Annotated in this window: 22 protein-coding genes and 1 pseudogene; 3 read left to right on the forward strand and 20 right to left on the reverse strand. The window is 38.6% G+C overall.

Going from position 1 to position 24,682, the window contains the following annotated elements; all coding sequences use genetic code 11:
* Nucleotides 1-386: 386 nt before the first annotated feature.
* Complete coding sequence (locus J2Y67_RS01265; RefSeq protein ID WP_310169722.1) at nucleotides 387-1,538, reverse strand: ABC transporter substrate-binding protein; 1,152 nt, start codon at nucleotides 1,536-1,538, stop codon at nucleotides 387-389.
* Between the two features lie 351 nt (nucleotides 1,539-1,889).
* Here J2Y67_RS01265 and J2Y67_RS01270 point away from each other — a divergent pair, with 351 nt between their 5' ends.
* Nucleotides 1,890-3,605 carry a sigma-54 interaction domain-containing protein gene (locus tag J2Y67_RS01270; protein ID WP_310169724.1) on the forward strand — a complete coding sequence of 572 codons (1,716 nt, stop codon included), beginning with the start codon at nucleotides 1,890-1,892 and terminating at the stop codon, nucleotides 3,603-3,605.
* A 74-nt stretch (nucleotides 3,606-3,679) separates the two neighbouring features.
* On the opposite strand, the gene J2Y67_RS01275 is transcribed toward J2Y67_RS01270, so the two are convergent.
* The 9 genes and pseudogenes from J2Y67_RS01275 to gntK all read right to left on the reverse strand — a co-directional run bounded on the left by J2Y67_RS01275 (nucleotide 3,680) and on the right by gntK (nucleotide 14,150).
* A complete protein-coding gene (locus J2Y67_RS01275) occupies nucleotides 3,680-4,564 on the reverse strand; it encodes a FixH family protein (protein ID WP_310169726.1) in 885 nt (294 codons plus the stop codon).
* 307 nt (nucleotides 4,565-4,871) lie between these two features.
* Nucleotides 4,872-5,495 carry a cyclodeaminase/cyclohydrolase family protein gene (locus tag J2Y67_RS01280; RefSeq protein WP_310169728.1) on the reverse strand — a complete coding sequence of 208 codons (624 nt, stop codon included), beginning with the start codon at nucleotides 5,493-5,495 and terminating at the stop codon, nucleotides 4,872-4,874.
* 67 nt (nucleotides 5,496-5,562) lie between these two features.
* On the reverse strand, nucleotides 5,563-6,438 hold the full coding sequence (locus J2Y67_RS01285; protein ID WP_310169730.1) for a bifunctional 5,10-methylenetetrahydrofolate dehydrogenase/5,10-methenyltetrahydrofolate cyclohydrolase: 876 nt from the start codon (nucleotides 6,436-6,438) through the stop codon (nucleotides 5,563-5,565).
* 14 nt (nucleotides 6,439-6,452) lie between these two features.
* Complete coding sequence (locus J2Y67_RS01290) at nucleotides 6,453-8,123, reverse strand: formate--tetrahydrofolate ligase (RefSeq protein WP_310169731.1); 1,671 nt, start codon at nucleotides 8,121-8,123, stop codon at nucleotides 6,453-6,455.
* 347 nt (nucleotides 8,124-8,470) lie between these two features.
* Complete coding sequence (locus J2Y67_RS01295; protein ID WP_310169732.1) at nucleotides 8,471-9,190, reverse strand: LutC/YkgG family protein; 720 nt, start codon at nucleotides 9,188-9,190, stop codon at nucleotides 8,471-8,473.
* Nucleotides 9,190-10,617 (reverse strand): LutB/LldF family L-lactate oxidation iron-sulfur protein, encoded by a 1,428-nt coding sequence (locus tag J2Y67_RS01300; RefSeq protein WP_310169735.1) that lies wholly within the window; start codon nucleotides 10,615-10,617, stop codon nucleotides 9,190-9,192. The genes J2Y67_RS01295 and J2Y67_RS01300 overlap by 1 nt, the downstream gene beginning before the upstream one ends.
* A gap of 19 nt (nucleotides 10,618-10,636) precedes the next feature.
* A complete protein-coding gene (locus J2Y67_RS01305; protein WP_310169737.1) occupies nucleotides 10,637-11,353 on the reverse strand; it encodes a (Fe-S)-binding protein in 717 nt (238 codons plus the stop codon).
* Nucleotides 11,354-11,493: 140 nt separating this feature from the next.
* Nucleotides 11,494-12,062: pseudogene (locus J2Y67_RS01310) on the reverse strand (FadR/GntR family transcriptional regulator); the annotation flags it as partial.
* Nucleotides 12,063-12,611: 549 nt separating this feature from the next.
* On the reverse strand, nucleotides 12,612-14,150 hold the full coding sequence (gntK, locus tag J2Y67_RS01315; protein ID WP_310169739.1) for a gluconokinase: 1,539 nt from the start codon (nucleotides 14,148-14,150) through the stop codon (nucleotides 12,612-12,614).
* 213 nt (nucleotides 14,151-14,363) lie between these two features.
* Here gntK and J2Y67_RS01320 point away from each other — a divergent pair, with 213 nt between their 5' ends.
* The gene (locus J2Y67_RS01320) at nucleotides 14,364-15,170 is read left to right on the forward strand and encodes a MurR/RpiR family transcriptional regulator (RefSeq protein WP_310169741.1); all 807 of its coding nucleotides are present in this window, start codon (nucleotides 14,364-14,366) and stop codon (nucleotides 15,168-15,170) included.
* Between the two features lie 54 nt (nucleotides 15,171-15,224).
* Here J2Y67_RS01320 and J2Y67_RS01325 read toward each other — a convergent pair whose 3' ends face one another.
* The 6 genes from J2Y67_RS01325 to J2Y67_RS01350 form a co-directional block, all read right to left on the reverse strand.
* Complete coding sequence (locus J2Y67_RS01325; RefSeq protein ID WP_310169743.1) at nucleotides 15,225-16,544, reverse strand: GntT/GntP/DsdX family permease; 1,320 nt, start codon at nucleotides 16,542-16,544, stop codon at nucleotides 15,225-15,227.
* Nucleotides 16,545-16,773: 229 nt separating this feature from the next.
* Nucleotides 16,774-17,358: a HutD/Ves family protein gene (locus tag J2Y67_RS01330; protein WP_310169745.1), complete on the reverse strand. Its 585-nt coding sequence runs from the start codon at nucleotides 17,356-17,358 to the stop codon at nucleotides 16,774-16,776.
* A 73-nt stretch (nucleotides 17,359-17,431) separates the two neighbouring features.
* Entirely contained in the window at nucleotides 17,432-17,722 is a 291-nt protein-coding gene (locus J2Y67_RS01335) for a hypothetical protein (RefSeq protein ID WP_310169748.1), read from the reverse strand.
* Nucleotides 17,723-17,743: 21 nt separating this feature from the next.
* On the reverse strand, nucleotides 17,744-19,159 hold the full coding sequence (locus J2Y67_RS01340; RefSeq protein WP_310169750.1) for a radical SAM protein: 1,416 nt from the start codon (nucleotides 19,157-19,159) through the stop codon (nucleotides 17,744-17,746).
* Entirely contained in the window at nucleotides 19,152-19,895 is a 744-nt protein-coding gene (locus J2Y67_RS01345; RefSeq protein WP_310169751.1) for a prolipoprotein diacylglyceryl transferase, read from the reverse strand. Before J2Y67_RS01345 ends, J2Y67_RS01340 begins: the two co-directional genes overlap by 8 nt.
* Nucleotides 19,896-20,004: 109 nt before the next feature.
* The gene (locus J2Y67_RS01350) at nucleotides 20,005-20,655 is read right to left on the reverse strand and encodes a protein kinase family protein (protein ID WP_310169752.1); all 651 of its coding nucleotides are present in this window, start codon (nucleotides 20,653-20,655) and stop codon (nucleotides 20,005-20,007) included.
* Nucleotides 20,656-20,771: 116 nt separating this feature from the next.
* Here J2Y67_RS01350 and J2Y67_RS01355 point away from each other — a divergent pair, with 116 nt between their 5' ends.
* Nucleotides 20,772-21,335: a GNAT family N-acetyltransferase gene (locus tag J2Y67_RS01355; protein WP_310169754.1), complete on the forward strand. Its 564-nt coding sequence runs from the start codon at nucleotides 20,772-20,774 to the stop codon at nucleotides 21,333-21,335.
* 59 nt (nucleotides 21,336-21,394) lie between these two features.
* Here J2Y67_RS01355 and J2Y67_RS01360 read toward each other — a convergent pair whose 3' ends face one another.
* The 4 genes from J2Y67_RS01360 to miaB all read right to left on the reverse strand — a co-directional run bounded on the left by J2Y67_RS01360 (nucleotide 21,395) and on the right by miaB (nucleotide 24,513).
* Complete coding sequence (locus J2Y67_RS01360; protein WP_396954020.1) at nucleotides 21,395-21,538, reverse strand: hypothetical protein; 144 nt, start codon at nucleotides 21,536-21,538, stop codon at nucleotides 21,395-21,397.
* A gap of 183 nt (nucleotides 21,539-21,721) precedes the next feature.
* Entirely contained in the window at nucleotides 21,722-22,267 is a 546-nt protein-coding gene (locus J2Y67_RS01365) for an outer spore coat protein CotE (RefSeq protein ID WP_310169756.1), read from the reverse strand.
* A 244-nt stretch (nucleotides 22,268-22,511) separates the two neighbouring features.
* Entirely contained in the window at nucleotides 22,512-22,967 is a 456-nt protein-coding gene (locus tag J2Y67_RS01370; protein ID WP_310169758.1) for a YlbF/YmcA family competence regulator, read from the reverse strand.
* A 1-nt stretch (nucleotide 22,968) separates the two neighbouring features.
* Nucleotides 22,969-24,513 (reverse strand): tRNA (N6-isopentenyl adenosine(37)-C2)-methylthiotransferase MiaB, encoded by a 1,545-nt coding sequence (miaB, locus tag J2Y67_RS01375; protein ID WP_310169760.1) that lies wholly within the window; start codon nucleotides 24,511-24,513, stop codon nucleotides 22,969-22,971.
* Nucleotides 24,514-24,682: the final 169 nt, after the last annotated feature.

Below are 24,682 nucleotides of genomic sequence, written 5' to 3' on the forward strand. Positions count from 1 at the left end.
GCTATTGGCGACATTTTGACTCTGGTCCCGCTCTTTTTTGTCGCCTATCAAAGCTATTGGCGACACTTTTGCTCAAGTACCGCTCTTTTTTGTCGCCTATCGAAGCTATTGGCGACATTTTGACTCGAGTCCCGCTCTTTTTTGTCGCCTATCGAAGCTATTGGCGACACTTTTGCTCGGGTCCCGCTCTTTTTTGTCGCCTATCGAAGCTATTGGCGACACTTTGATTCGGTTTCCGCTCTTTTTTGTCGCCTATCGAAGCTATTGGCCACACTTTGGTTCGGTTCCCGCCAAGTTTTGTCACCAATCTGTGTTAATGAAATAAATGAAAAAAAGCAAAGAGGAGACCTTAAAGCCCCCTCCTCCCTCTCAAGTCCAAATGAACCTTAGTAATTCAAAGATTTAACGTATTGGAATTTCCCATCTTTTACAGTCATAAAGATGACTGGTTTTACCACTTCATGTTGGGTATTAAAGGAAATTTTCCCGGAAGTTCCTTCAAAATCTTTTGTTTCATTAATTGCCTTGGCTAACTTTTCGCGGTTCGCTCCTGCCTTTTTCATGGCTTCCAAAATAACTTCTGTCGCATCAAAGCTTTGGGATGAAAGCATATCCGGATCACTATCCTTATATTTTTCATGCCACGCCTTAACAAAGTTTTGCACTGCTTCCCTGGTGTCTGTAGCAAAGAATGAAGTCGTGAAGGTTGCACCTTGTGTATTTTCCTTACCCAATTCTAGGAATTTAGGTGAATCAAAACCATCTACTCCTAAAAACTGTGAATCAATACCCAATTCCTTCGACTGTGTAACAATTCCGGCTGCCTCATTGTAGTAACCGACAACATACAATGCATCCGGTTTCTCCTCTTTAACGGCAGTCAAGACAGAGCTGAAATCTTTATCACCCATTTTAAAAGGTTTCTCTATAACGATATTGGCACCAAGCTTTTTGGCTTCATCTTTAAATGCATGGTAGATAGAAATTCCATAATCAATATCTACATACATGACGGCAATGTTTTTCTTTTTCAGATCATTGACAGCATAATCAGCCATTGCTTTTCCTTGAACATCAGCCGTGTAAATGACTCGATTTACATAGTCTCCGCCTTTTGTAATGTCCGGATGAACGGCATAAGCTACAACCATTGGAACTTTAGCCGCTTGAACCTTTGGCGTAACGGTTTTCATTGGACCGCTGTAGCCACCGCCGACAATTCCAGATACCTTATCACTATTAATTAGCTTTTGTACGGCTTTTAACGCTTCTTCCGGTTTCCCTTGATCATCTTCTGCAACTAGCTCTACTTTTTTCCCATTTACCCCGCCATCTCTGTTAAATTGTTCAATGGCAAGCTGTGCAGCATTACGGCTAAGCGTGCCATCTGTTGAAGTTGGACCTGTTAATGGACCGACCCAGCCGATTTTAATAGCATCCTTACTTGATGTGGAACCAGAGGATTGATTGCTTGCACAGCCTGTTACAAACAATGAGATTCCTAACAAACCTGAAAGAATTAAACTGCGTTTTTTCACTGCACATCACTCGCTTTCTTCTTCTTGAAAAATAAAATCTAGTAAAATTTCCTCAATCTATCTATTGCAAGAAATATGCCATCGAGCTGGAATCCGCTTTATATTTTCGGAAAAGTGTGAAATTATAAGAATTGAAAATTTTAGCATGGAACTCAATTTAGAATAAATAGTTTTAAAAAACCGCAGATATTTTTTGCGTTTCCCTAATAAAGCACTAAAGGAATTAGGTTTCCGCCATTGTAAAAACAACCTTTCAATTAGGCAGATGTTTTTTGCATGCAGATTATTTCAATTTTTCATACTAAATGATATATTCTGAAATAAGTAGACGTTTAAAGGAGGGGCTTTAGAATGAATCCAGCATCAATCGCTTCACTGATTAGAAGTTTTGTAGATGGAGTTATTGTTTTAGACGATCACCATGATATTTTATTTTATGATGTGGACGACGACCTTCAATTGAATCTAGCAGTTAGCAAAAAGATCTTCAATTTTCTGCCCTATAACCAAGAAACTTTAATAGAGGATGAAACCTTCCAAATTACTATGAATGAAATGAAGTTAGCAATAGAGGTAAAAAAATTCTCGGCAGATCATGATTATTGGATTCTCTGTATGAAAGATATGACAAATCTATCAACCAATCAGGAAGCACGTATATATTGCCTTGAAAAAGTGATTGAATCCCTGAATGAAGGTGTGATGATGAGTGATTATGATGGAAAGATTGTCCTGTATAATAGTGCACAGGAAAAATTAGAAGGATTGGACAGCAGAGAAATTCTTGGGAAACATCTTTGGGAGGCCTATAATTATAACCCGCAGTATTCGGAGCATAAACATACCTTTAAAACTGGTAAACCAATATTCTCCAGGTATCGGGCACACTCCACGGTAAATGGTGTACCTAAATATGTAAATTATAGTACGTTTCCAATCCAAAAGGACGGGGAAACCATTGCTGTTTTTTCAATCAGTACGAATGAATCCCATCTTAAAAATCAGCTCCATCAAACGATAGAAATGAGAAGGCAAATTATCCAATCCGATGCCCATGATCGACCCTATAAAAACGGAACGACTTTTTCCTTTGATGATATTAAAGGCAAGAGCATGGCACTAAAAAACCTCATCCAGGAGGCCGAAAATATTGCCATCCATAATACCGATGTGTTAATTGTCGGGGAAACGGGAACAGGAAAAGAACTATTTGCCCAAAGTATGCATAACCACAGTCCAAGAGCGGAAAGCCCTTTTGTTGCGATAAACTGTGCTGCTATCCCTGAAACCCTATTAGAAAGTACATTATTTGGGACTGTTAAAGGAGCCTTTACGGGGGCTACAAACCAAATCGGGCTTTTTGAATATGCCAAAAATGGTACGCTTTTTCTTGATGAAATTAACTCGATGCCTATCGCTTTACAATCCAAATTAATTCGTGTTCTTCAAGAGCGATTAGTCCGCAGGGTGGGTTCAAATGAAGTGACTCCTGTAGAGTGTACCGTGATTAGTGCTTCAAACGAAGATCCTGAAAAATTAATCGACGATGGCAAAATGCGTATTGATTTATTTTACAGGCTTGCACACACAAGTCTCTATATTACTCCTTTACGGGAACGAACAGAAGATATCCACTTTTTCATTCAGTTTTTCATTGAAAAATATAAAAGGAAATTCAACAAAGAGGTGCCTAATCTGTCCAATGCATTGATTTCGATGCTGCTTCAATATCATTGGCCTGGAAACACGAGGGAATTAGAGCATTTAGTTGAGAATTTAATCATACGCGCCATTGAATATGATAAGGAAATCGGAATTGACCACCTTCCTGCCTATATGAAGAAAAAAATATTAACAGCACCATCAATTAAAGTGGAAAATCAAAAAGAGTTAAAGAAGAATCCATTTAAATCGATCTTCTCAAACTCCCAGGAGCACTACATCCAAAAGACACTGGACGAAGTGGATTGGAACATTTCCAAAGCTGCCAGAACACTTGGAATCACTCGGCAAAGCCTGCAGTATCATATCAAAAAACATAGGCTCGTTAAGCCAAGCGGCAGCTAACAAAAATAAGTGCCAGGCATATGTGAAAATTTTGCATGGTGCCTGGCACTTTTTAAAAGCTGCCTTTTAGGTATTTATTTATTTCCAGCTACCACTTGAAATAATTCTTCCCTGTCAATCAAGCTTCCTGTAAATTCGTGCGTTAATTCCCCATTTGGATTAAAAATAAACGTTTTATTATCATGCATGACTTCGTTACCCTGTTTTTCAAAATGCTCACCGAGAGTATTAGCTACTTCTTTGATTTCACTCATTTTTCCTGTCAGCATCTTAAGGTAGGTCATGTCAAAATTCATTTCCTTCGCATGTTCTTTCATTACTTTTGGTGTGTCATTTTCCGGGTCAACTGAGACAGATGCGAGCAAAATTTCATCTGTATCTATCCCTCCCGCTTTAAGATCCTCTTGTAAATTACGGAAATTTGCCAACAAAACCGGGCAGGCATTCGGATCAGCACAATTTACATAGGTAAAGGTCAATACGACGGTTTTACCTAAAAGGTCCTGTTTCATGACTTGCTTCCCATTTTGGTCAAAAAGATGAAAATCTGGAAGGGAGACCTGCTTTGTTACTTTATGGGCATTTTCCATTGTAGCGGCCTCGACTGAAAACTCTTTTTCTTCCTCAACTGATTTTCCGTTTTTCTCTACTTTAATGGAGGCAATCCAGTCCCCATTCATGGCTAATTTCGCCAATCCAATATACTTTCCATCCTCTGTTTCTTCAACAGTTACTGGGACGGTTCCATGGTCCATATTTTTCATATTTATTTCCGCATTAACATGAGCTCCTTTTACCGGATTCCCCTTTTGATCTGTAATTTTAATTTGCATCGGATAGGCTTTCCCCTCCGTAAATGTTTTCGGTGTTGAAAGCTTAACTTGAAATTCTTTCGTTCCCCCACACCCTGCAATGATGAATACCATCAGACTTATCATAAAGAATGCTAATTTTTTCATATGACCAGACCTTTCAAGAACTATTTACTCTTTTTATTCTACATTGATTTTTAACCCCTAGAAGGTATTAATCATGACAAAATTACGAACTCGGACATTGTTTGTGGGCTGAGCAAGTGGAAAGTAATTTTGTTAAAGTGGAAAATAAATAGACTAAAGTGGAAAGTAATTTAATTAAACCGGAAAATAAATGAACAAAAGTGGAAAATATTTCGACCAAACCGGAAAGTAAATTCATAAAAAGTGAAACTAAACCTCAATTTTACTTCAAAAATAAAAAGAAGACTGGAAAATTCCAGTCTTTGTTTTACCTCAGCATCTTTTCAACATCGTTATAGATTTGATCCGTTTTTTCAAGCCCCACTCTTTCTATTTCTTGTAGTTCAGTTTCTATCCTCTTTTTCAATTCCAGATCTTTCATGATTTTCGTATTAATCAACACATTGAGCTTTGCACCTTGGAGCGCAGCTTTGCAAAACGCAACCCCGACGCCGACATCACTAATCGCGATTCTCGTTCCCTTTTTTGCATATTCTTCATGTAAGTGAATGGCTTCCAAACAGTTTTTCGCAATTTCCAAAGGCACCATCGATGCTTCAATGAGTGCTTCCTGAAGAACAGTCTCTTTATGCTTTTTTTCCTCTTCTGTCGATGATGGCAGACCATAAGCCTGTGACAACGGGTAAAACACTTCGGCATCTTTTTTCACTAATGCTTTCAGTCGATTCATAATTACCTCTGATCTATTCAAAAGCTCGATGATATCCGCTTCGACATCTTTATACTTCTTTTTCCCAACAGTGAGGTTTCCGACCATACTGCCCAATGCCATTCCAAGTGCTCCCACATATGCGGACGCACCACCCCCGCCAGGCACAGGTGATTTCGATGAAAGCTCCTCAATAAAAACATTACAGCTTTTGTCTAACAAAGGATTTCCTCCTCCTATTTAAAATCTTAAAAAAAGGCAGAAATGGAGTTCTGCCTTCTACGCTTATTTATTTTAAACAAAAATTTTTGCTGACTCCGGTTAATTTTTCACATGCTTGCACCACATGATCCAACAAAATTGTCGTCGTAATGATTCCGACTCCACCTGTTGCCGGTGTAATCGCTTTTACTTTATCAAGAACAGCATCAAAATCGACGTCCCCGCAAATTTTTCCAGTGTCATCATCATTGATGCCCACATCAACAACAATTGAATTTTCTTTAAAATATTCTTCCGTCATGAACTTGGCTTTCCCGATTGCTGCTACGACAATATCGGCATTTGCTGTAACAGCTGGCATCTCTTTTGTCCTAGAATGACAAATCGACACCGTTGCATTTTCATCTAAAAGAAGCATCGCAAGCGGCTTGCCGACAACAAGACTTCTGCCTGCTACGACAACATTTGCCCCTTTTAATGGAATATCATAGTACTTTAAGATTTCAATCACGGCTTTTGCAGTACATGGAGCAAACCCAGTGCTATTTCCCTCAAAAACCTTTTCAAGGTTTACAGGTGACATACAATCAATATCTTTAACCGGGTCTATCAAATTTCGAATTATATCCAAATCAAGATGGTCAGGGAGCGGCCTGAAAATCATGATTCCATGAATTGCTGAATCATGATTGACGTCCTTGAAAACCTTCGTCAGTTCGTCCATTGAAACAGATGAAGGCAGTTGTTTTACCATTCCCTTAATTCGAAGAAGATCGCAATTCTTTAAAATACTCTTTTCATAGAAAATATCATCCTCCCGTTCCCCAACGCGAATCAATAAAAGAGTTGGAAAAACGCCGTTTTCCTCTAGTACTCTAACCCGGGACTTAATATTTTCCCGTAAAAACTGAACGACCGGTTTTCCTTCAAGCCTTGTACCCATTTCGAACCTCCAATTTAGGAAAGACCCATAATCTCTCCCTCTTCTGTGATATCCATTCCATTCGCTGCTGGAACCCTTGGAAGCCCCGGCATTGTCATAATATCGCCTGTAAGTGCCACAATAAATCCGGCGCCAGCAGAAACCTTTACTTCTCTTACGGTTAAAGTAAATCCAGTTGGTGCCCCTAGTAACGCCGGGTTGTCAGAGAATGAATACTGGGTTTTCGCTATACAAATTGGCATCTTATCGAGGCCAAGTGCTGCGATTTCAACAATCTGTTTTTTAGCAGCAGCGGTAAACTCCACTCGCTCGGCACGGTAAATTTCCGTTGCAATTGTCGTGATTTTTTCCTCAATGGTTCCATCAACATCATAAAGCGGTCTATAATCTGATTCCTTTGTTTCACATATTTCCACCACCTTATGAGCTAAATCGATTCCACCTTCGCCGCCTTTTGTAAAGACTTCAGCAAGAACGACTTCTACACCTTTTGCAGCACATTTTTCGCGTAATAACTCAATCTCTGCATCCGTGTCCGTAGGGAATTTATTAATCGCAACAACTGCTGGCACACCAAATTTACCGACATTTTCAAGATGTCTTTCAAGGTTGGCAATGCCTCCTTCAAGACCTGGAAGATTTTCATAACCAAGTTCAGTCTTCGGAACGCCGCCATTCATTTTTAATGCCCTTATTGTTGCAACAATTACGGTTGCATCCGGTTTGAGTCCGGCAAAGCGACACTTAATATCGAAGAATTTCTCTGCACCTAGGTCCGCACCAAAACCCGCCTCGGTTACGACGTAATCCGCTAGTTTTAAAGCAACGGTTGTCGCCATTACCGAGTTACAGCCATGGGCTATGTTTGCAAATGGGCCGCCATGAATGAAAGTAGGAGTATTTTCAAGGGTTTGCACCAGGTTTGGCATGATGGCATCTTTCAATAATAACGCCATGGCTCCAGTTGCTTGTAAATCTCCCGCGGTTACTGCCTTTCCATCTCTAGCATAGGCTACAACCATTCTTGATAGTCTTTCTTTCAGGTCAACTAAACTGGTTGATAAACATAGTATGGCCATTATTTCAGAAGCTACCGTTATATCGAAGCCGCTTTGTCTGACAAATCCGTCCCCTTTGCCGCCAAGTCCTATAATAATATTTCTTAAAGCCCGGTCATTCATGTCGAGAACCCTTTTCCAAACAATTCTTTTAGGATCGATGTTTAAGGCATTTCCTTGATGGATATGGTTATCTAGCAGTGCTGCCAGTAAATTATGTGCGGAGGTAATTGCATGGAAATCTCCAGTAAAGTGTAGATTGATATCATCCATTGGCACGACTTGAGCATAGCCGCCTCCAGCTGCACCACCTTTTATGCCGAAACAGGGTCCAAGGGATGGTTCCCTTAATGCGGTGATGGTTTTCATTCCGATTTTATTTAACGCCATGGAAAGCCCAACATTAATCGTTGTCTTTCCTTCCCCAGCTGGAGTCGGGTTAACGGCGGTAACAAGGATAAGTTTACCATTTGGTTTATCTTCTAATCTTTTTAGGACATCTAATGAAACCTTCGCTTTGTATCTTCCGTACGGTTCTAACTCGTGCTCATGAATTCCAAGGTAGTCTGCAATCTCATGAATATTCTTCATTTGTGCTTCCTGTGCAATCTGAACATCTGTCTTCAAAACAATCTCTCCCTTAGCTGTTAGTAACAATAATCAACTTGAAACCGTTTACATTCAAATTTTAACACTGGTGGATCCTTAATACATTGTAAATTAACCCACAAAAAATGAATACTTTTTGAATTTATACAAAAATACCTTTTCCTATATTAGGAAAAGGTATTAGCAAAATTTTTCTATTTTATTTATCCATCCAAGAAAATAAAATCCGAGTGTCTTTGCAAGAATTTTGTCGATTCCATTTTATTAAAAACATCTTTTTTTATACACTTTTTTTATCTTACTCTTTTTTCCTATCCCAGGTATAATAAACAAGGTCTGCTCCTAAAACAGAACAGACCTTGTTTTTATAAATCATTGATTACAATATAAGATGCCTTAATCGGCCCATGAACACCAACAACCAGATTTAACTCTATATCGGCTGAATTACTTGGGCCAGTAATAAAATTAATGCAGGAAGCAACATGACCTGTTTGTTGATGGATTTCCCGCATTTTCTGAGCTGCCTGCGTCATTCTTGGAACAAGTGAGCTTAGCGGCACAAGAGCAATATAGGTTGCCGGTAAAAAGCTGACCGTTCTTCCTTTATTCTCATCGCTGAATAAAACAACTGTGCCGGATTCCGCAAGAGTGATTTCGCTAATCGTAATCCCGACATTTGCTTTTTCCGCTTTTGCAATATTATCTTCTTGCCTAGTGTAATCCCATTCAAACACATCAATATTTTGATCCAACCAATCCTTTTTAAATAATGAATCAAGACCCCATTGAGAAAAGCGTTCATCCTTCCAGGTTACAATTGGACCGCCGCCATAATCGGCAACCACTTTGTCTAATGTATCAGCTAAATTCTTTTTGTCAGTTGTATAAATGGTAGTATGGATTTTTTTGCATTGTTCTGTTAATATATCGAGCAATTCTTCTTTTGTAGCCTCTTTCAATACCTCGTGCTGGGGCTGGAATTTCCACTTTGGTCGATCAATCGGTGCAGAAACTCGCTCCCGTCCAAGGCGGCTCGCGATTTGATTTAAAAACTTATCACGGTTTTGTATCGTTCCTTGCATCATTGTTTGCCTCCTTTTTCACGATTTTTAAACCAGTCTCTGAATCTTTCCTTATTTGGTGCTGGAAATTCACGAATTTCTGTCCAAGCTTTTAAAGGACCTGGTCCTTTTGAGATTTTGTCTCCAACCGTGAACGGATTCATTGCTGTTGGGGCAATTTTTGAACCAATTTTATATAACGTTGGTGATGCAGCACCTAAACCAAATGCCTTCATCGCCAATTTTTCTGAAATCGGTGCTTTCCCTTCCTTCTCCACAATCACTTCCCTATGTTTATGAAGAAGATTATGAAGCGGAATTTTTACCGGACAAACCTCTGTACAAGCACCGCAAAGTGTGGAGGCATATGGGAGTTCTTTATATTCGTCATATCCGCCAAGAAGTGGTGAAAGCACAGCACCAATCGGTCCTGAATAAATCGAACCATACGAATGACCACCGACATGTCGATAAACCGGACATACATTGATACAAGCTGCACATCGGATACATTGGAGAACGGACTGAAAATCACCACCAAGAATGTTAGATCTGCCATTATCTACGATGACCAGGTGAAATTCTTCCGGACCATCAACATCCTTTTCTTCCTTTGGTCCCGTAAGTACTGTAATATAGCTGGTTAATTTTTGACCAACAGCACTGCGAGTTAATAGGCTGACGAGTACTTCCATTTCTTCAAATGTCGGTACAAGCCGTTCCATTCCCATGACAGTAATTTGCGTTTTTGGCAGGGCTGTCACTAAATCGGCATTCCCTTCGTTCGTTACCAAACTAAAAGATCCGGTTTCGGCAACAGCAAAATTGCAGCCTGTAATCCCAATATCCGCGGTCAAATATTCATTCCGAAGCTTTTCCCGCGCATGCAAAGCCAATTCTTCCGGTTTAGAGGTTTTTTCATAACCATGTTTTTTTGCAAAAACATCACGAATTTGTTCCTTGTTTTTATGTAAGGCAGGAACAACAATATGGGAAGGAGGATCATGATCATCCATTTGCAGGATGTATTCTCCAAGGTCTGTTTCGATCACTTCGCAGCCTTCCTCTTCCAGAGCAGCATTTAAGCTGATTTCTTCCGTTACCATTGATTTTGATTTAACAATTTTCTTTGCTTGCTTCTTTTGGACAATACCACGAATATATTCGTTTGCTTCTTCTTTTGTCTGGGCAAAAAATACATGCCCGCCGCGTTTTGCGACATTCTCACTTAATTGTTCTAAATAATAATCAAGGTTTTCAAGAACATGCTGGCGGATTTCTTCCCCATGTGAACGCCATTCTTCCCAATTTCCTAGCTCATCAGCTGCATTCCGTCTTTTCGTTCCCATGCCGTCCTGAGCTCCTGCCACAGCTCCACGCATAAAGGAATCATGAATGCCTTTATCAACCCGTTCCTTGAATTGCTCTGATCCAATTTTCATTGCCATTTTTGTATCCCCCTTTCTTTTACCTACTATTTAATACCTCAGCAATATGAAGAACCTTAATTGGCTTACCTTTTCTCTCAATACGTCCGCCGATATTCATTAAACAGCCCGCATCGGCCCCAATTAGATATTCTGCACCTGTTTCTTCGACATGGCTAACTTTTTCATCGACCATTTGTTCAGAGATTTGTGCCATTTTTACCGAAAAGGTCCCGCCGAAACCACAGCATTGTTCTTTTCCTGGCAGCTCTGTAAACTCAAGACCTTTTACATTTTTCAACAGTTTCATTGGCGCTTCTTTAACACCTAATAACCTCGTCATATGGCAGGATGTGTGGTAGGTAACCTTTCCATCAAACCTTGCCCCGACATCTTCTACTTTTAAAACATCGACGATAAATTGAGTTAACTCATAAGTTTTTTCTGCCAGCTTTTTAGCACGCGGTTCCCAAACAGGGTCCCCTTTAAAAACATGTTGATATTCATGAAACATAAAGGCACAAGAACCGGATGGAGATACAACATATTCAGCATCCTCAAAGGTTTCGATCATTCGTTTCATTGCTTCTTTTGATTCTTTAACATAACCGCTGTTATAAGCAGGCTGTCCGCAACATACTTGTGACTCCGGAAATTCGATTTCACATCCTAGCCGCTCAAGTATCTCGACTGTTGCTTTCCCTACATTGCTTTGGAACATATCAACTAAACATGTAGCAAATAGTGATACTTTCATGTTTTTTCTCCCCTTTATTATCATAACATCAGATTGACAGGTCATCAGATGACTTGATTAAAAAAATAAATGAATAGTTTGATTTTACACCAATTTGTGTTGTTTAGAAAGTAAGAATTTGCAAATATGATTAATTTGCATTTTGAAAATAGCCACACCTTTCTCGTTTCCCTCATGCTTTCCCCCATTAATCCCGAAACATGATTCATTAGGCTCATTAAAAGCGGGTTCCCTCCTGCTTCTGTATTGGTCAGGTGAAATTGTAAATCAGCTTTTTCACCAAGTTCTTCGTTCCCATTGGCACCTTTCATTTCTTCTAAGGCAGCTTTCATCGCTTCTAGCTGTTGAATGGTTCATCTTTTTGCAGCTGCAGAAACTGTACCAATTTCAATAATTTTTCGTACTTCTAACAGTGGCTGATATCTTCCTTATTCATCAGGATTGCGGATGATAATGGAAAGGTAATTTAGTCATTTTCAAATAATCTGACATAGGTACCTTCTCCCTGCTTCATTTCTACAAGACCCATAGCTCTTAGTGATGTAAGTGCTTCACGAATTGCAGATCGTCCCACCTGGAAATTTTCCGCTAATTGCTGAACAGAATCAAGTTTGTCTCCGGGTTTGATTTTGCCGGTTCGAATCATATCCTGTATGGCTTCTGCAACTTCCTCATAGATTTTTTTTGGTTTAATTTTTTTGTAATTCATTCCATGATAGCCCCTAAAACACATTTCGTCAGTCAGACGCATTTTTATTATACATGAAGCGGAATTTTAAAAGAAGCACCAAGGAGTTTTCTTTTATTTACCTGGTGAAGGATAAAATTCTATAGGAATTCGGGAAATGTCTTTCCTATGCACGATGAAGGACAAAATTCCCCCTATCAACCATGAAAATGTCCTTCATTCCTTTGATGAAGGACAAATTCCCCCTATCAACCATGAAAATGTCCTTCATTCCTTTGATGAAGGACAAAACTCTTCCACTCAACCATGAAAATGTCCTTCATTTCTTTAATGAAGGATAAAATCCTCCCTATCAACCATGAAAATGTCCTTCATTTCTTTGATGAAGGACAAAATCCTCCCTATCAACCATGAAAATGTCCTTCATTCCTTTGATGAAGGACAAAATCCTCCCTATCAACCATGAAAATGTCCTTCATTCCTTTGATGAAGGACAAAACTCTTCCACTCAACCAGGAAAATGTCCTTCATTTCTTTGATGAAGGACATTTCACACACACAAAGGTTATTCTAAACCCACTTCTTCTGGAATGCAGCAATACTCTCATACTCTTCCTGCAAAATCCGTGAAAGACGAATATAAATTGGCGTTAAATCCTCATAGATCGATACATTTTCGCTATTGGGCGTATGATGGTAGGTCGCGCCAACCATATCTGAAACTGCATTAAGTGAATCAATTTCACCCATGCTGTATAGCCCCAAGATTGCAGCCCCTAAACACGAGCTTTCAAAGCTCTCCGGAATGGAGACATCCTGGTTAAAGATATCAGCCATCATCTGCCGCCATAGCTCTGATCTGGCGAAACCGCCCGTAGCCTGAATCTTATTCGGTTCTCCCATTAATTCTGACAACGCCAAAAGAACTGTATAAAGATTAAAAATAACTCCTTCAAGCACTGCGCGAATCAAATGTTCTTTTTTATGGTGCATACCAAGACCAAAAAACGATCCTCTTGCATTGGAATTCCACAATGGTGCTCTTTCTCCTGCTAAATAGGGATGGAATAATAGTCCATCCGCACCCGGTGTTATCCGGTCGGCAATTTCTGTCAATACTTCGTATGGATCTTTTCCTAATCGTTTTGCTGTTGCCACTTCCGCATCGCCCAACTGATCACGGACCCAGCGGAAAATCATCCCGCCATTATTGACAGGTCCACCGATTACCCAATGATTTTCTGTTAAAGCATAACAAAAAATTCTTCCTTTTGGATCTGTAATCGGCCGGTCCGTTACCGCCCGAATAGCCCCGCTTGTCCCAATCGTCACCGCCACAACTCCAGGGTCTATGGCATTTACTCCTAGATTCGACAACGGTCCATCCCCAGCACCGACAACGAAAGGAGTTATTGGATTCAGGTTCATTTCTTTAGCGTATCCCACGTCCATCCCGCTTAATTGATAGGTTGTAGGGACAGGTTCGGAAAGGTTATCCGCTGTTACCCCTGCAACCTTAAGCGCTTCCGCGTCCCATCCTAAGGTATAGATATTAAACAAGCCTGTTCCAGATGCAATCGAGTAATCAACGACATATTTTCCAAACAGTTTATAAAAGATATATTCCTTTATAGAAATAAACTTTGAACTTTTTGAAAAAAGTTCAGTATAGTCATTCTGTAGCCAAACCAGCTTCGCCAGTGGGGTCATTGGATGAAGCGGCGTTCCCGTTCGAAGATAAATTTCATGTCCATTCATCTCTGTTTTAATTTTTTCCACCCAATCAGAGCTTCGATTATCAGCCCAAGTTATACATTCTGTTAAAGGTTTTCCTTCCTTGTCTACTGCAATCAAACTGTGCATGGCAGAACTAAATGAAACACATAGGACATTTGCAGGATCAACATGACTTTTCTGCATGATCACTTTGACGGTATTGATTACGGCCTGAAATATTTCTTCCGGGTCCTGTACCGCCGTTTCAGGTGTTGGAGAAAATAACGGATATTCGATTCCATGATTTGCGATAACTGTTCCATCAACTGCATACAGAACTGATTTTGCACTTGTTGTTCCAATATCTACTCCGATTACATATTTTGAGTTCATTCTATTTTCCTCCTAGAAAATCTCTGTTGCATAGAAAAAAGGATTTATATTTTCATTTATTCTATATTTATTTTATACCTTATGAAAATTTTTTTCATATAATTTAATTATACGAAAAATTTTTCTCCTAGCAAACGGTTTCATGAAAAAATTTTTTTCACTTATCAATTATGCTATACTCAAATTAGGACCATATTGAAGGGAAAGTTTCATATGACACTGAATTGTTTAGGATCCATCCGTTCCAACTATGCTAAATTTAGCGAAAAAGAAAAAAAAATTGCTGATTATATATTAGAAAATCCGGAAATCATCATTCATCGAACAATCAACGAGGTGGCAGATGATTTGAATATAGCAGATGCCACGGTTTTTCGATTTTCTAAACGGATTGGATTCAAAGGTTTTCAGGCAATGAAAATTGCTCTTGCCTCAGAAATTATGACTCCGATTCGAACCATTCATGAAGAAGTGACAATAAAGGATAACGAAAAAACACTGACGGAAAAAATTTTTAAATCCAATATAAGAACTTTACAAAATACATTGCAAATCATTGATCATAATAAAATTAAAATGGCAATCGATTTGATCCTCCAAGCTAAACGGGTTGAAGTTTTTGGCACAGGCGGTTCAGCAAGTATTGCCATGGATGCATTCTCCAAGCTCAATCGGGCAGGAATTAAAGCATCCTCCCATATGGAAACCCAATATCAACTGATGTCAGCTTCCCATATCACCGAAGAAGACACAGCCATTATCATATCTCATTCCGGGTCAAACAAAGAGACTATGAATATTTTAAAAATTATTCATGAGACCGGTGCTAAAACAATTGGCATAACAGGATTTCCTAAATCCCCAATTAGTTTAAACGTAGACATAGCGCTATATACCAATACCGAGGAAATCGAGTATCTTTCCGCAGGATTTGAATCACAAATTGCCCAAATAAGTATGATTGATGTCATATGTTTAAATATCGCAAATCTTAATAAGATAAAAACAGAAACGAAATAAATTTTCATTCATCAAAAACTCCCTCATCCGAATTCGAATGAGGGAGTTTTTTTCTTATATGAACATATTTACGATTAAAGCTACACCAAAAGCTACAAATGATAGGATAGTTTCTAATACTGTCCAAGTTTTAAATGTTTCCTTAACTGATAGCCCTAAATATTCTTTTACCATCCAGAAGCCGGCATCATTTACATGTGAGAACATAAGTGAACCTGCACCTGTTACGATTACAAGAAGCTCCATGTTGACACCTGACATATGCTGAACGATTGGCGCCACAATTCCTGCTGCCGTTGTTAACGCAACCGTAGCTGATCCAGTTGCAATACGAATGAGTCCGGCAATCATAAATGCCAAAACAAGTGGTGACAGATGGACATTTTGAGACATATCGCCGATTGTTGCACCTACACCGCTATCAATAAGGATTTGTTTAAAGCCCCCGCCGGCACCAATAATCGCAATGATGGAACCAACTGGAAGGAAGCATTCCTCTGTAAATTTCTTAATCCCATTTTTATCAATGCCTTGACGAATGCCAAGGAAATAAAAGGCAGCAAAACAAGCGATTAGAAGTGCAATGAGCGGACTTCCGATAAAGATGAAAAACTTCGTAATTCCCCCAGGAAGTCCTATATAAGGAGCAACGCTTGAGAAAATCATTAAGATAACAGGAAGTAAAATAATAAAGAATGATAATCCTGTGCTAGGTAATTTCTCTGTAGCCGTATTGATTTTGATTAATTCTGGTTCACCTTCGGGGATGACCCGTTTGTGAACCCATTTAGCAAATAATGGACCTGCAATGATCACAGCAGGAATTGCAATAAGCAGGGAATATAAGAGCACTTTTCCCATGTTCGCATTATAAATCGAAATTGCGGCAATTGCCCCTGGATGCGGAGGTACCAAACCATGCACAATTGATAAACCCGCTATTGCAGGTAAAGCAATCAATAAAATATTTTGCTTTGATGTTTTATGAATAGAGATTACCAACGGAAGTACAATTAAGATTCCTACTTCAAAGAATACAGGGATTCCAATAATGAAACCGGCTAACATCATAGCCCATGGAAGTTTTTTCACGCCAAATTTATTAACGAAGAAATTCGCTACCTGAACACCTGCACCTGATTCGGCCATCATTTTCCCTAAGATGGTACCTAGTGCTAAAATACCGACTAAATGACCTAGTGCCCCGCCAACTCCTGTTTCAATCCCGCTAACAATTTTATCCATCGATAAACCTGAAAAAATGGCTAGAAATAGAGTTGCTACTGTTAAACTGATGAATGCATGCCATTTAAACACTGAAACTCCGATAATAACAATAATAATAGCTAATAAGGTAATCAATAAGCTTGCCATACGATGATTTCACCTTCCCTTTCTTTGTAAGCCCTTTCGAACTTTCTTAAAAAATTTTCCCTATTTGTTGAAAAACTTTATATCATTATTTGGCCAATATTGATGAAAGCACTTTCAATTCATACTTTGATTATATGAAAGAAATTTTCTTTTATCAATAGTTTTTAAGAAAAAAATTTTTTTGTGTTTTTCCATAAAAAAAACCTACCGAAAAAAGGTAGATTCTCTTTTAATAAATGCTAGCCCTTATAACGGAGGCATTTATGTCCTCATCATTCTGTAAAGTAATATTCTTTATTTTGGAGTTTAAAATCATGGTGTCACCTTTTTCTAATATGAAAATTTCTTCATCGCTAGTGACAACACGAACGAATCCGGCGACACAATAGAAAACCTCTGCTTGTCCATTTAATGCCAAACTTACATCAGGATTATCCTTTTCTAGATGAATGGCAATAAGCTCCCCATCATACCCCTTTGCCAACATTAAATTAAAATCTGTTACCTTCCCTTTACTCCTTGTTGTCCATCCACCATCAAAACGGTCTTGCTCAAAAGGCTTCAAAAATACTGAGTGGTGTCCTTCATGATCAAGGTACATTTCACCATCCAGGATCATGATTACTCGATTAATTCCTGGCAGGTGTGTAAATAGAGAGTCTTCGACTTCGACAATAGCAGTACTAATCCGCCAGTTAAAATTACGTACAGAATAATCTGCATCTTTAGGAAATATAGCAAGTTGTGTTGTTTTTCCACCCGACCAAAGGCTTGGTGTCCGTTCATTTTTTTTTACTATTTTTATTGAACTCATTTCGTCACTCCACTTTTTTTATCAAATTAATGCCAGATATCCCTGATTAGATACCTGGCACATTTTAAAGATTTTATCCACCTAGATTGGAGATAATGATGCCAAAGCAGGCTGCAAATAACAAGATATTAAGCCCAATACCAATCAATAATCCCTGCCCTAATTGCTTTTTTCCTTTCGAAAAGCTGATAACGGTTAAAACAATAAGGGCAATTGGGGCAGCAACGATATAAAAGAGAGTAACCATTGGAATGATAAACATGATTAGGAGACCCAGCAGATAAATCCCAACTGAGATCCCAATCCCTTTCCAAAGATCCGTTAAAGATCCATTGCTGCCTTTCCCATCCTGATTTTGATCCAAAGAAATCAGCTCCTTTAAAATCTATTTAACGGTTGTTTTTCCTTCAAGTTCTTCCCTGATTTTCATTAATTCAAGTTCTTTATCATCCCGGTAAAATAAATTATACGTATCAAACGGAATTATTCTTCCATCCGGATGGGCAATGTGGACACATGACTTTTTAACAGAACGCACATCAAAATTGTAGGCATCTAAAAATTGCATGATAATGACGCGAAAAACATTATCATAGCCGATTTCACCCGGCATCGCCACCTTTGGCAGGCAGCATAATAAATCCTTTAATGATAAGGCTGATGAATCAGGTGAATGATTTAACGAGAATAACTTAAAAATCATATTTTTTATGGATTCGTCTTGTTCAAAAACAATGGTATTGCGGTCCCCTTCTAACAAAATTTTCGGGTCTACTAACCCAGTTAAAGGAGTAACCTCCCCATTGAGTTTGAGAGCATACCCCATTGCAAGGCAATCAGGATGACATGGGACAGGGATGATATCTTTTGAACCAAATACATTCGATTGGTCGATAATCATTTGGCGGACTTCACTTAATGTAAGTCGGTTTACCGCCGGGTCGTATTCCTCTAATCTTCCTGCCGCCTGAATCGGCTGAAAGGTTACCCCTCGAACACATTTTTGCTGTAAGCCGTATTGAATGATTTTGCCGACTTCATGATCATTTAGTCCTTTTTTCAAGGTAACTACTAAGGTTGTAGAAATATTGTATTCATTTAAATTTTCTAACGCCTTCTGTCTGATATCTCTTAAATCTACGCCTCTTAATTCTTCAAGGGCTTCTTTTTCAAAACTATCAAACTGAAGATATATTTCAAATCCCGGGGAATAGGTGGCGAGTCTTTTCACAAATTCTTTATCATTGGCAATGCGCAGGCCGTTTGTATTCACCATTATATGCCGGATTGGTCTTGATTTTGCTAAATCAAGGATTTCAAAAAACTGGGGATGAATTGTTGGTTCTCCACCGCTTATTTGCACAATATCCGGTTCCCGTTCATTTTTAATAATTTGATCTAACATAAATTCAATTTTTTCCAGGCTGCGAAAAGACCCTTTTTGCGGAGAGGATTCCGCATAGCAAATAGGACATTTTAAATTACAGCGCTCGGTAATTTCAAGCAAAGTCAAACAGCTGTGCTGTTCATGGTCGGGACATAGGCCGCAGTCATAGGGGCATCCATATTTAATCGGTGTATTCCAGCGATACGGCATTTCCGATGGCTTAATAAACTCGCGGCACCATTTGTAATACTCAACATCTGTTGAAATTAAGACCTTTTCCCTTCCGTGATGCAGACAATTCTTCACGAGGTAAACCTTTTCATTTTCAATAATGACCTTTGCTTCGACTTTTAGTAAACAAGTTGAACATATACTATTGGTTAATTCATAAAACAAATACGGACGGTTAGGCATAAAATGCTCTCCTCTTTTCGGTTTGTTTTCTATTTATTAGCCATATGTAATACGTGATCCCTAGCAAACAAGCAATTTGGATATTATTAAAAATCCAGTAAGGATGCGGTGTTGGTTTGATAAAATCTATTAAAAGGCGAAACATTAAATAACTAAGCATGAACAGCTGAAACAAAAGCCCCTCCCAGCCGATTTTTTTCCTTTTCATTTGAAATAGACATACTACAAGAATTCCCAGAAAGAAAATTTCATACAGCTGTGTTGGATGCCGTTTTACGCCATCGCCAAAGTCCACACCTGTAAACCATGTTGTTGCAATCCCGTATGTATGATCATCTAACCCGGTTAAAAAACAGCCAATCCGTCCAATCATCATACCGATTGCCAGAGGCAGGACAAAATCATCCCCTGTGGAACGTGTCCACCCGATAAATTTTTTCGCGATTTCCACCCCAATTAATCCACCCAATAAACCGCCGACAATCGTTTTTCCTTCCATTAAGTACAGGATACTATTCCAATGTTCCAGCGTTTTTTTCGGATCCTCAAACCAATAAAGCAATTTTGAGCCAAATGCTGCCCCCAATGTGGCGCCAACAACAACCCAAAGTGCTTTGTCAATTGGGATTCTCTCCTTATTTCTCGTATATAAATAGACGCGAAACCCGATGAAATACGCAAGTGATTCGAATATTAAATGGGGGTGTATACCAAATATATAGAAAGGAAACTGCATTTTATCCCTCCTCTCTTCCTCATTCTATATTATCAGAATGTTAGAAATAAATTCTTCCTCTTTTACTATTTTTTTACTATAATCAAAAAAAGCAAAGAGTGATTCTATTTCATCCTCTTCGCTTTTTTAATTTCCGATAGACCCGGTATCCTTTTCTAACTCTATCCACGATAAAAAAAGGAATCGGAGGATGAAGTTTTAATAAAAATCGTTGATAAATTTTAAAGTAAGCTTTTTTCAGATCATCCCATTTACTACAATATCCGTCTTTATAAAAATCCGATACATCTACGATATAGCCTCTCCCCTTATACATTACGACATTTTTCCCGTGGACATCATAGGGGTTTAAACCAACTGATCTTGCATAGTCTAATCCGCGATCAATATCCTTTATTACAGTTTCCGGTATCGGAATCCCCTTGATGATTGCATCAAATAACGTGATTCCCTCAAGCTTTTTTAATACTAAATAATTCTCTCCATGAGCAATTAAATTCGAAAAGGTTTCATGATTGCCTAAACGCTTATAGACATCAATTTCTTTTTTTAATTCCTCAGGACTTCTTCCATATACTTTGACAACACGTCCAGGATTAGAGCCATGTAAAAAAACACCAGCATAATTTCCATTTCCAATTGTCTTCCATGATTTTGACTGATTTCGAACAAAAATGGGGTCAAATGGATTGGACGAGGTTAATTGGATATAAGGCAATAATTCTTTCTCTATTAGTTTGATATAATGATCTCTACTCATTTTCCCCACTCACTTCCTTTTTTCCTTCCTTTTTTATATGCAACGTTATACACTGAGTATACAGTAAAATTGATTCAAAAACCGATATGAATTGAAAAAGGAAAAGAGGGATAGGCGTGACATTTCCCATTTTAGGAACAAAAAGACTAAAGTTAATTGAAATCAGCCACCAACACGTGAATAGCCTATATGAAATTTTGTCATTAGAGGAAGTTATGAAATATTATGGAACCGACCGTTTTACTTTCCCAGCTGAGGCTTCAAGATTAATAGATATGTTTCAAAGGAATTTTATTGAAAAACGAGGGATTCGCTGGGGGATTGTCCTCAAAGAAAATCAAAAATTTATTGGCACCATTGGGCTGAATGGATTGCAGCTTAAAAATAAACGGGCCGAAATTGGATACGAAATACATCCTCATTATTGGCGAAACGGATATACAACTGAGGCAATTAATGAGGTTTTACATTTTAGTTTTGAAAAATTAGATTTATTTCGCATTGGTGCGGTTGTATATCCCGAAAATGTTGCATCCGTTACCCTTTTAAAAAAGATCGGATTCATAAAAGAAGGATTGCTTCGCGGCTATATCAAACAAAATAATCAATCACATGATACTTACGTCCTTTCCTTATTAAAACCTGAATGGGAAAAAGAAAAGCGAAACCGCATTGGTTAGCCCCTACAAATCATTGAGCGGGACAATAGAAAAAGCCAGTAAATGTAACCTGGCTTTTTCTACTCATCAAAAAACTCTTTAAATTTTTTATTATTCTCTCCCTGGTAATAAGGGTTTTCGTCTGTTACATTTTTCGAATCAAGATTGGTCTTGATGACTAAGATCGGCTGCGACGGACTTTCGGCAATGATTCGGTCATTCAATTGATTAAAATCGGGAAAATTTTTATTTCCAGGCTTTTTCGGCTCGATGCAAAACACCTCCTAAAAATAGTTTGCTTCTTTTTTTTAAAAACATTCTAATACATTTATACCTCAGAGAATGTGACGGGCTTGGTCCTTTTTAAACAAAAGAAAAAACTAGGAAGTAAAAACTCCCTAGTATCTTTATTCTTCCTCAGAGCCGACTAAGAAATCAGGATTGAGTTCTTCGAATTCTTCGTCGTCTACATCCGTTCCCCATTCTTCCTCATCATCATGGCAGCCTTCTGGGTTAATGACAACACAAACCTTTGTCTCGCCAATTACCTCGACAAGGAATTCCCTTTCAACATGGACGATGATGCGATTGCCATTAGGGGAAATGACTGCTTCACAACAATTCGGCTGTTGCAGTACCCGTGCAACAATTTCATTGTCATCAAGGCAGTCATGGTCACGATACTTTAACTTTATGACATCAACATATTGTACACGTTCGGTCACTACTTCTGTTTTGGTATTATCATTATATGAGTACCAAACGTTGATATCATAGGAGCCGTGTATCTCTACTGTCTTGCCGACTTTTTTCGCGTTATATTTATGGTTGATGATCCAACAGCCAAGAATACTTGTTGGATTATGCGCCGGGCTAATCGTATGATTGGACTGGGTGAATTTACGTCCTTTAGCGACTACGGCTTTCGCAAATATCTCTCTGTATTCTCCCATTTCGCGCGAACCCTCCTCATTCAGTTTCATTTCATCCTATGCTAATAATTAGACTAGTGTGCGATATATTTTGATGAATACTGGTTAAAAGTTTAGTCATGATTCATTTTATGCGGGATATTTAGGTATGTTCCGAAGTAATCCAGATTTTGAAGTCTCTTCCTATTTTTATGAGGGACATGGAGGACTTAGAAGATATGGAGGCAAAAGAAAAACCAGGCTTAAATCTAAGCCTGGCATCATATTAATGTTCATGATCGCAATCATCGTGGCCCGCGCAGGCACCGCCGCCATGTTTCATGCTGGCACCTGTTTCACCCATCAATACATCTCCACCAGTTGCAGTAATGATTTCATCGGTAACCGTATTGGAAATCGTTGAAGCAATTAATTGAAGTAATTCATTCACTTCGAGCTGTGATTGTTTAAAATCCTGAACAACAGGAATTTCATCCAATTCTTGTTCAATGGATGTAATTTTATCTTCCACTTTCTTCAATGCTTCCGGTTTTCCATAATGCTGCAGGTTCACCGCTTGCTTTTGTAATCCTTTAATATCGGAAATTAATACTTTAACTTTAGGGTTTTCATGAATTTGTGCTTCCGCCCGCTTGAAAAAATCAACTTCCTCTGTTTCCGCAATCATGCTTGCTAGTTCTGTTGCACGAGCGACGATGTCGTCTTTTGTATATTTCGCCACTTTACTTCACCTCTATTGGTTCGAATTTCTCCACCATTTCTCCGTTTAATGACCATGTTTTTGCATCTGTAATTTTCACCTTTACAATCTTGCCAATTGCTGATTTTGGGGCAATGAAGTTAACAAGCTTGCTTTTAGATGTATATCCTGCTAAAACATCTGGATTGTTTTTGCTTTCCCCTTCAACAAGGACTTCCACAATTTGACCTACGTATTTCTTCATTGCTTCAGCAGAAAGCTCATTCACAAGATTATTTAACCGTTGCAAACGCTCTTTCTTTACTTCCATCGGAACATTATCCTGCATGTTTGCAGCAGGAGTACCTTCACGTGGGGAATAAATAAATGTATAAGCTAATTCATAGCCCACTTCACGGTATAAGGATAATGTTTCTTCAAACTGCTCATCCGTTTCGTTCGGATAACCCACGATAATATCCGTTGTGAGGGATACCTTAGGAATAGCAGCTTGAATTTTTCGCACAAGCTCCAAATATTGTTCTCTTGTATATTTACGAGCCATTATTTTTAATACATCGGTTGAACCGGATTGAACTGGTAAATGGATATGATCCATCAAATTGCCGCCCTTAGCTAGGACCTCAATCAAATGGTCATCAAAATCACGCGGATGGCTTGTGGTAAAACGGATACGCGGAATATCAATTTTACGCAATTCATCCATTAAGTCACCCAAACCATAATTCAATCCTTCTAAGTCTTTACCATAGGCATTGACGTTTTGGCCAAGGAGTGTGATTTCTTGATATCCTTGTGCTGCTAAATGGCGTACCTCCTGAATAATTTCCTCAGGTCTGCGGCTGCGCTCTTTACCGCGAGTATATGGAACAATACAGTACGTACAAAATTTATCACAGCCATACATGATGTTAACCCAGGCTTTAATTTTTCCGCGTCGTACCTTTGGAAGGTTCTCAATTACATCGCCTTCCTTAGACCATACCTCAACCACCATTTCTTTTGACATATATGCCTCATGCAAAATGTTTGGCAGGCGGTGAATATTATGAGTTCCAAATATCATATCAACATGATGATAGGTTTTTAATATTTTATTGACAACAGATTCTTCTTGGGACATACAGCCGCAAACACCTAAAAGCAGGTCAGGCTTTTCCATTTTCAATGATTTTAAGTGACCCAATTCACCAAATACTTTGTTTTCAGCATTCTCACGGACAGCACAGGTATTTAAAAGAATGACATTCGCATCCTCCGTGTTTTCTGTCGGCTCATAGCCTAAAGCTAAAAAGATTCCGGCCATTACCTCTGTATCATGTTCATTCATTTGGCATCCATAGGTGCGAATATAGAATTTACGCCCTTCGCCCATACCGCGGAATTCTTCCGGAATGGAAAAATCATTTTGATACTTAACTTCTTCTTTCCCGCGCTTTTTCGCTTCCTTTAATGAAGGAGCTGTTATTACTTGTTCAAAATACTTGCTGTAATCCTTTGCGGATTTTTTGTCCGAAGAATTAGCAGACTCTACTTGTTTACTGTCTAAACGCTGTTGTTCATTCATCAGGAAAAATCACCTTCCTTGATTTTAATCAATAAACTGACTGCACTATGAAAATTAATTTTTCCAATTTTCACCATTGCTTTGTAGTTTGGAAAGAGTGCATGTCATCTGCACATTATTATAGTATAAAGGTTTATAAGAATGAAAACAATAGAAAATCCCTGTCAAT

It is taken from the genome of Neobacillus niacini, from assembly GCF_031456445.1.
Taxonomy (GTDB): domain Bacteria; phylum Bacillota; class Bacilli; order Bacillales; family Cytobacillaceae; genus Neobacillus; species Neobacillus niacini_I.

Coding starts and splice junctions, on each gene's coding strand:
- J2Y67_RS01270 (WP_310169724.1), top strand. CDS start 1,890: ATGAATCCAGCATCAATCGCTTCACTGATTAGAAGTTTTGTAGATGGA.
- J2Y67_RS01275 (WP_310169726.1), bottom strand. CDS start 4,564: ATGAAAAAATTAGCATTCTTTATGATAAGTCTGATGGTATTCATCATT.
- J2Y67_RS01285 (WP_310169730.1), bottom strand. CDS start 6,438: ATGGGTACAAGGCTTGAAGGAAAACCGGTCGTTCAGTTTTTACGGGAA.
- J2Y67_RS01295 (WP_310169732.1), bottom strand. CDS start 9,190: ATGCAAGGAACGATACAAAACCGTGATAAGTTTTTAAATCAAATCGCG.
- J2Y67_RS01300 (WP_310169735.1), bottom strand. CDS start 10,617: ATGGCAATGAAAATTGGATCAGAGCAATTCAAGGAACGGGTTGATAAA.
- J2Y67_RS01305 (WP_310169737.1), bottom strand. CDS start 11,353: ATGAAAGTATCACTATTTGCTACATGTTTAGTTGATATGTTCCAAAGC.
- gntK (WP_310169739.1), bottom strand. CDS start 14,150: ATGAACTCAAAATATGTAATCGGAGTAGATATTGGAACAACAAGTGCA.
- J2Y67_RS01320 (WP_310169741.1), top strand. CDS start 14,364: ATGACACTGAATTGTTTAGGATCCATCCGTTCCAACTATGCTAAATTT.
- J2Y67_RS01325 (WP_310169743.1), bottom strand. CDS start 16,544: ATGGCAAGCTTATTGATTACCTTATTAGCTATTATTATTGTTATTATC.
- J2Y67_RS01330 (WP_310169745.1), bottom strand. CDS start 17,358: ATGAGTTCAATAAAAATAGTAAAAAAAAATGAACGGACACCAAGCCTT.
- J2Y67_RS01340 (WP_310169750.1), bottom strand. CDS start 19,159: ATGCCTAACCGTCCGTATTTGTTTTATGAATTAACCAATAGTATATGT.
- J2Y67_RS01345 (WP_310169751.1), bottom strand. CDS start 19,895: ATGCAGTTTCCTTTCTATATATTTGGTATACACCCCCATTTAATATTC.
- J2Y67_RS01350 (WP_310169752.1), bottom strand. CDS start 20,655: ATGAGTAGAGATCATTATATCAAACTAATAGAGAAAGAATTATTGCCT.
- J2Y67_RS01365 (WP_310169756.1), bottom strand. CDS start 22,267: ATGGGAGAATACAGAGAGATATTTGCGAAAGCCGTAGTCGCTAAAGGA.
- miaB (WP_310169760.1), bottom strand. CDS start 24,513: ATGAATGAACAACAGCGTTTAGACAGTAAACAAGTAGAGTCTGCTAAT.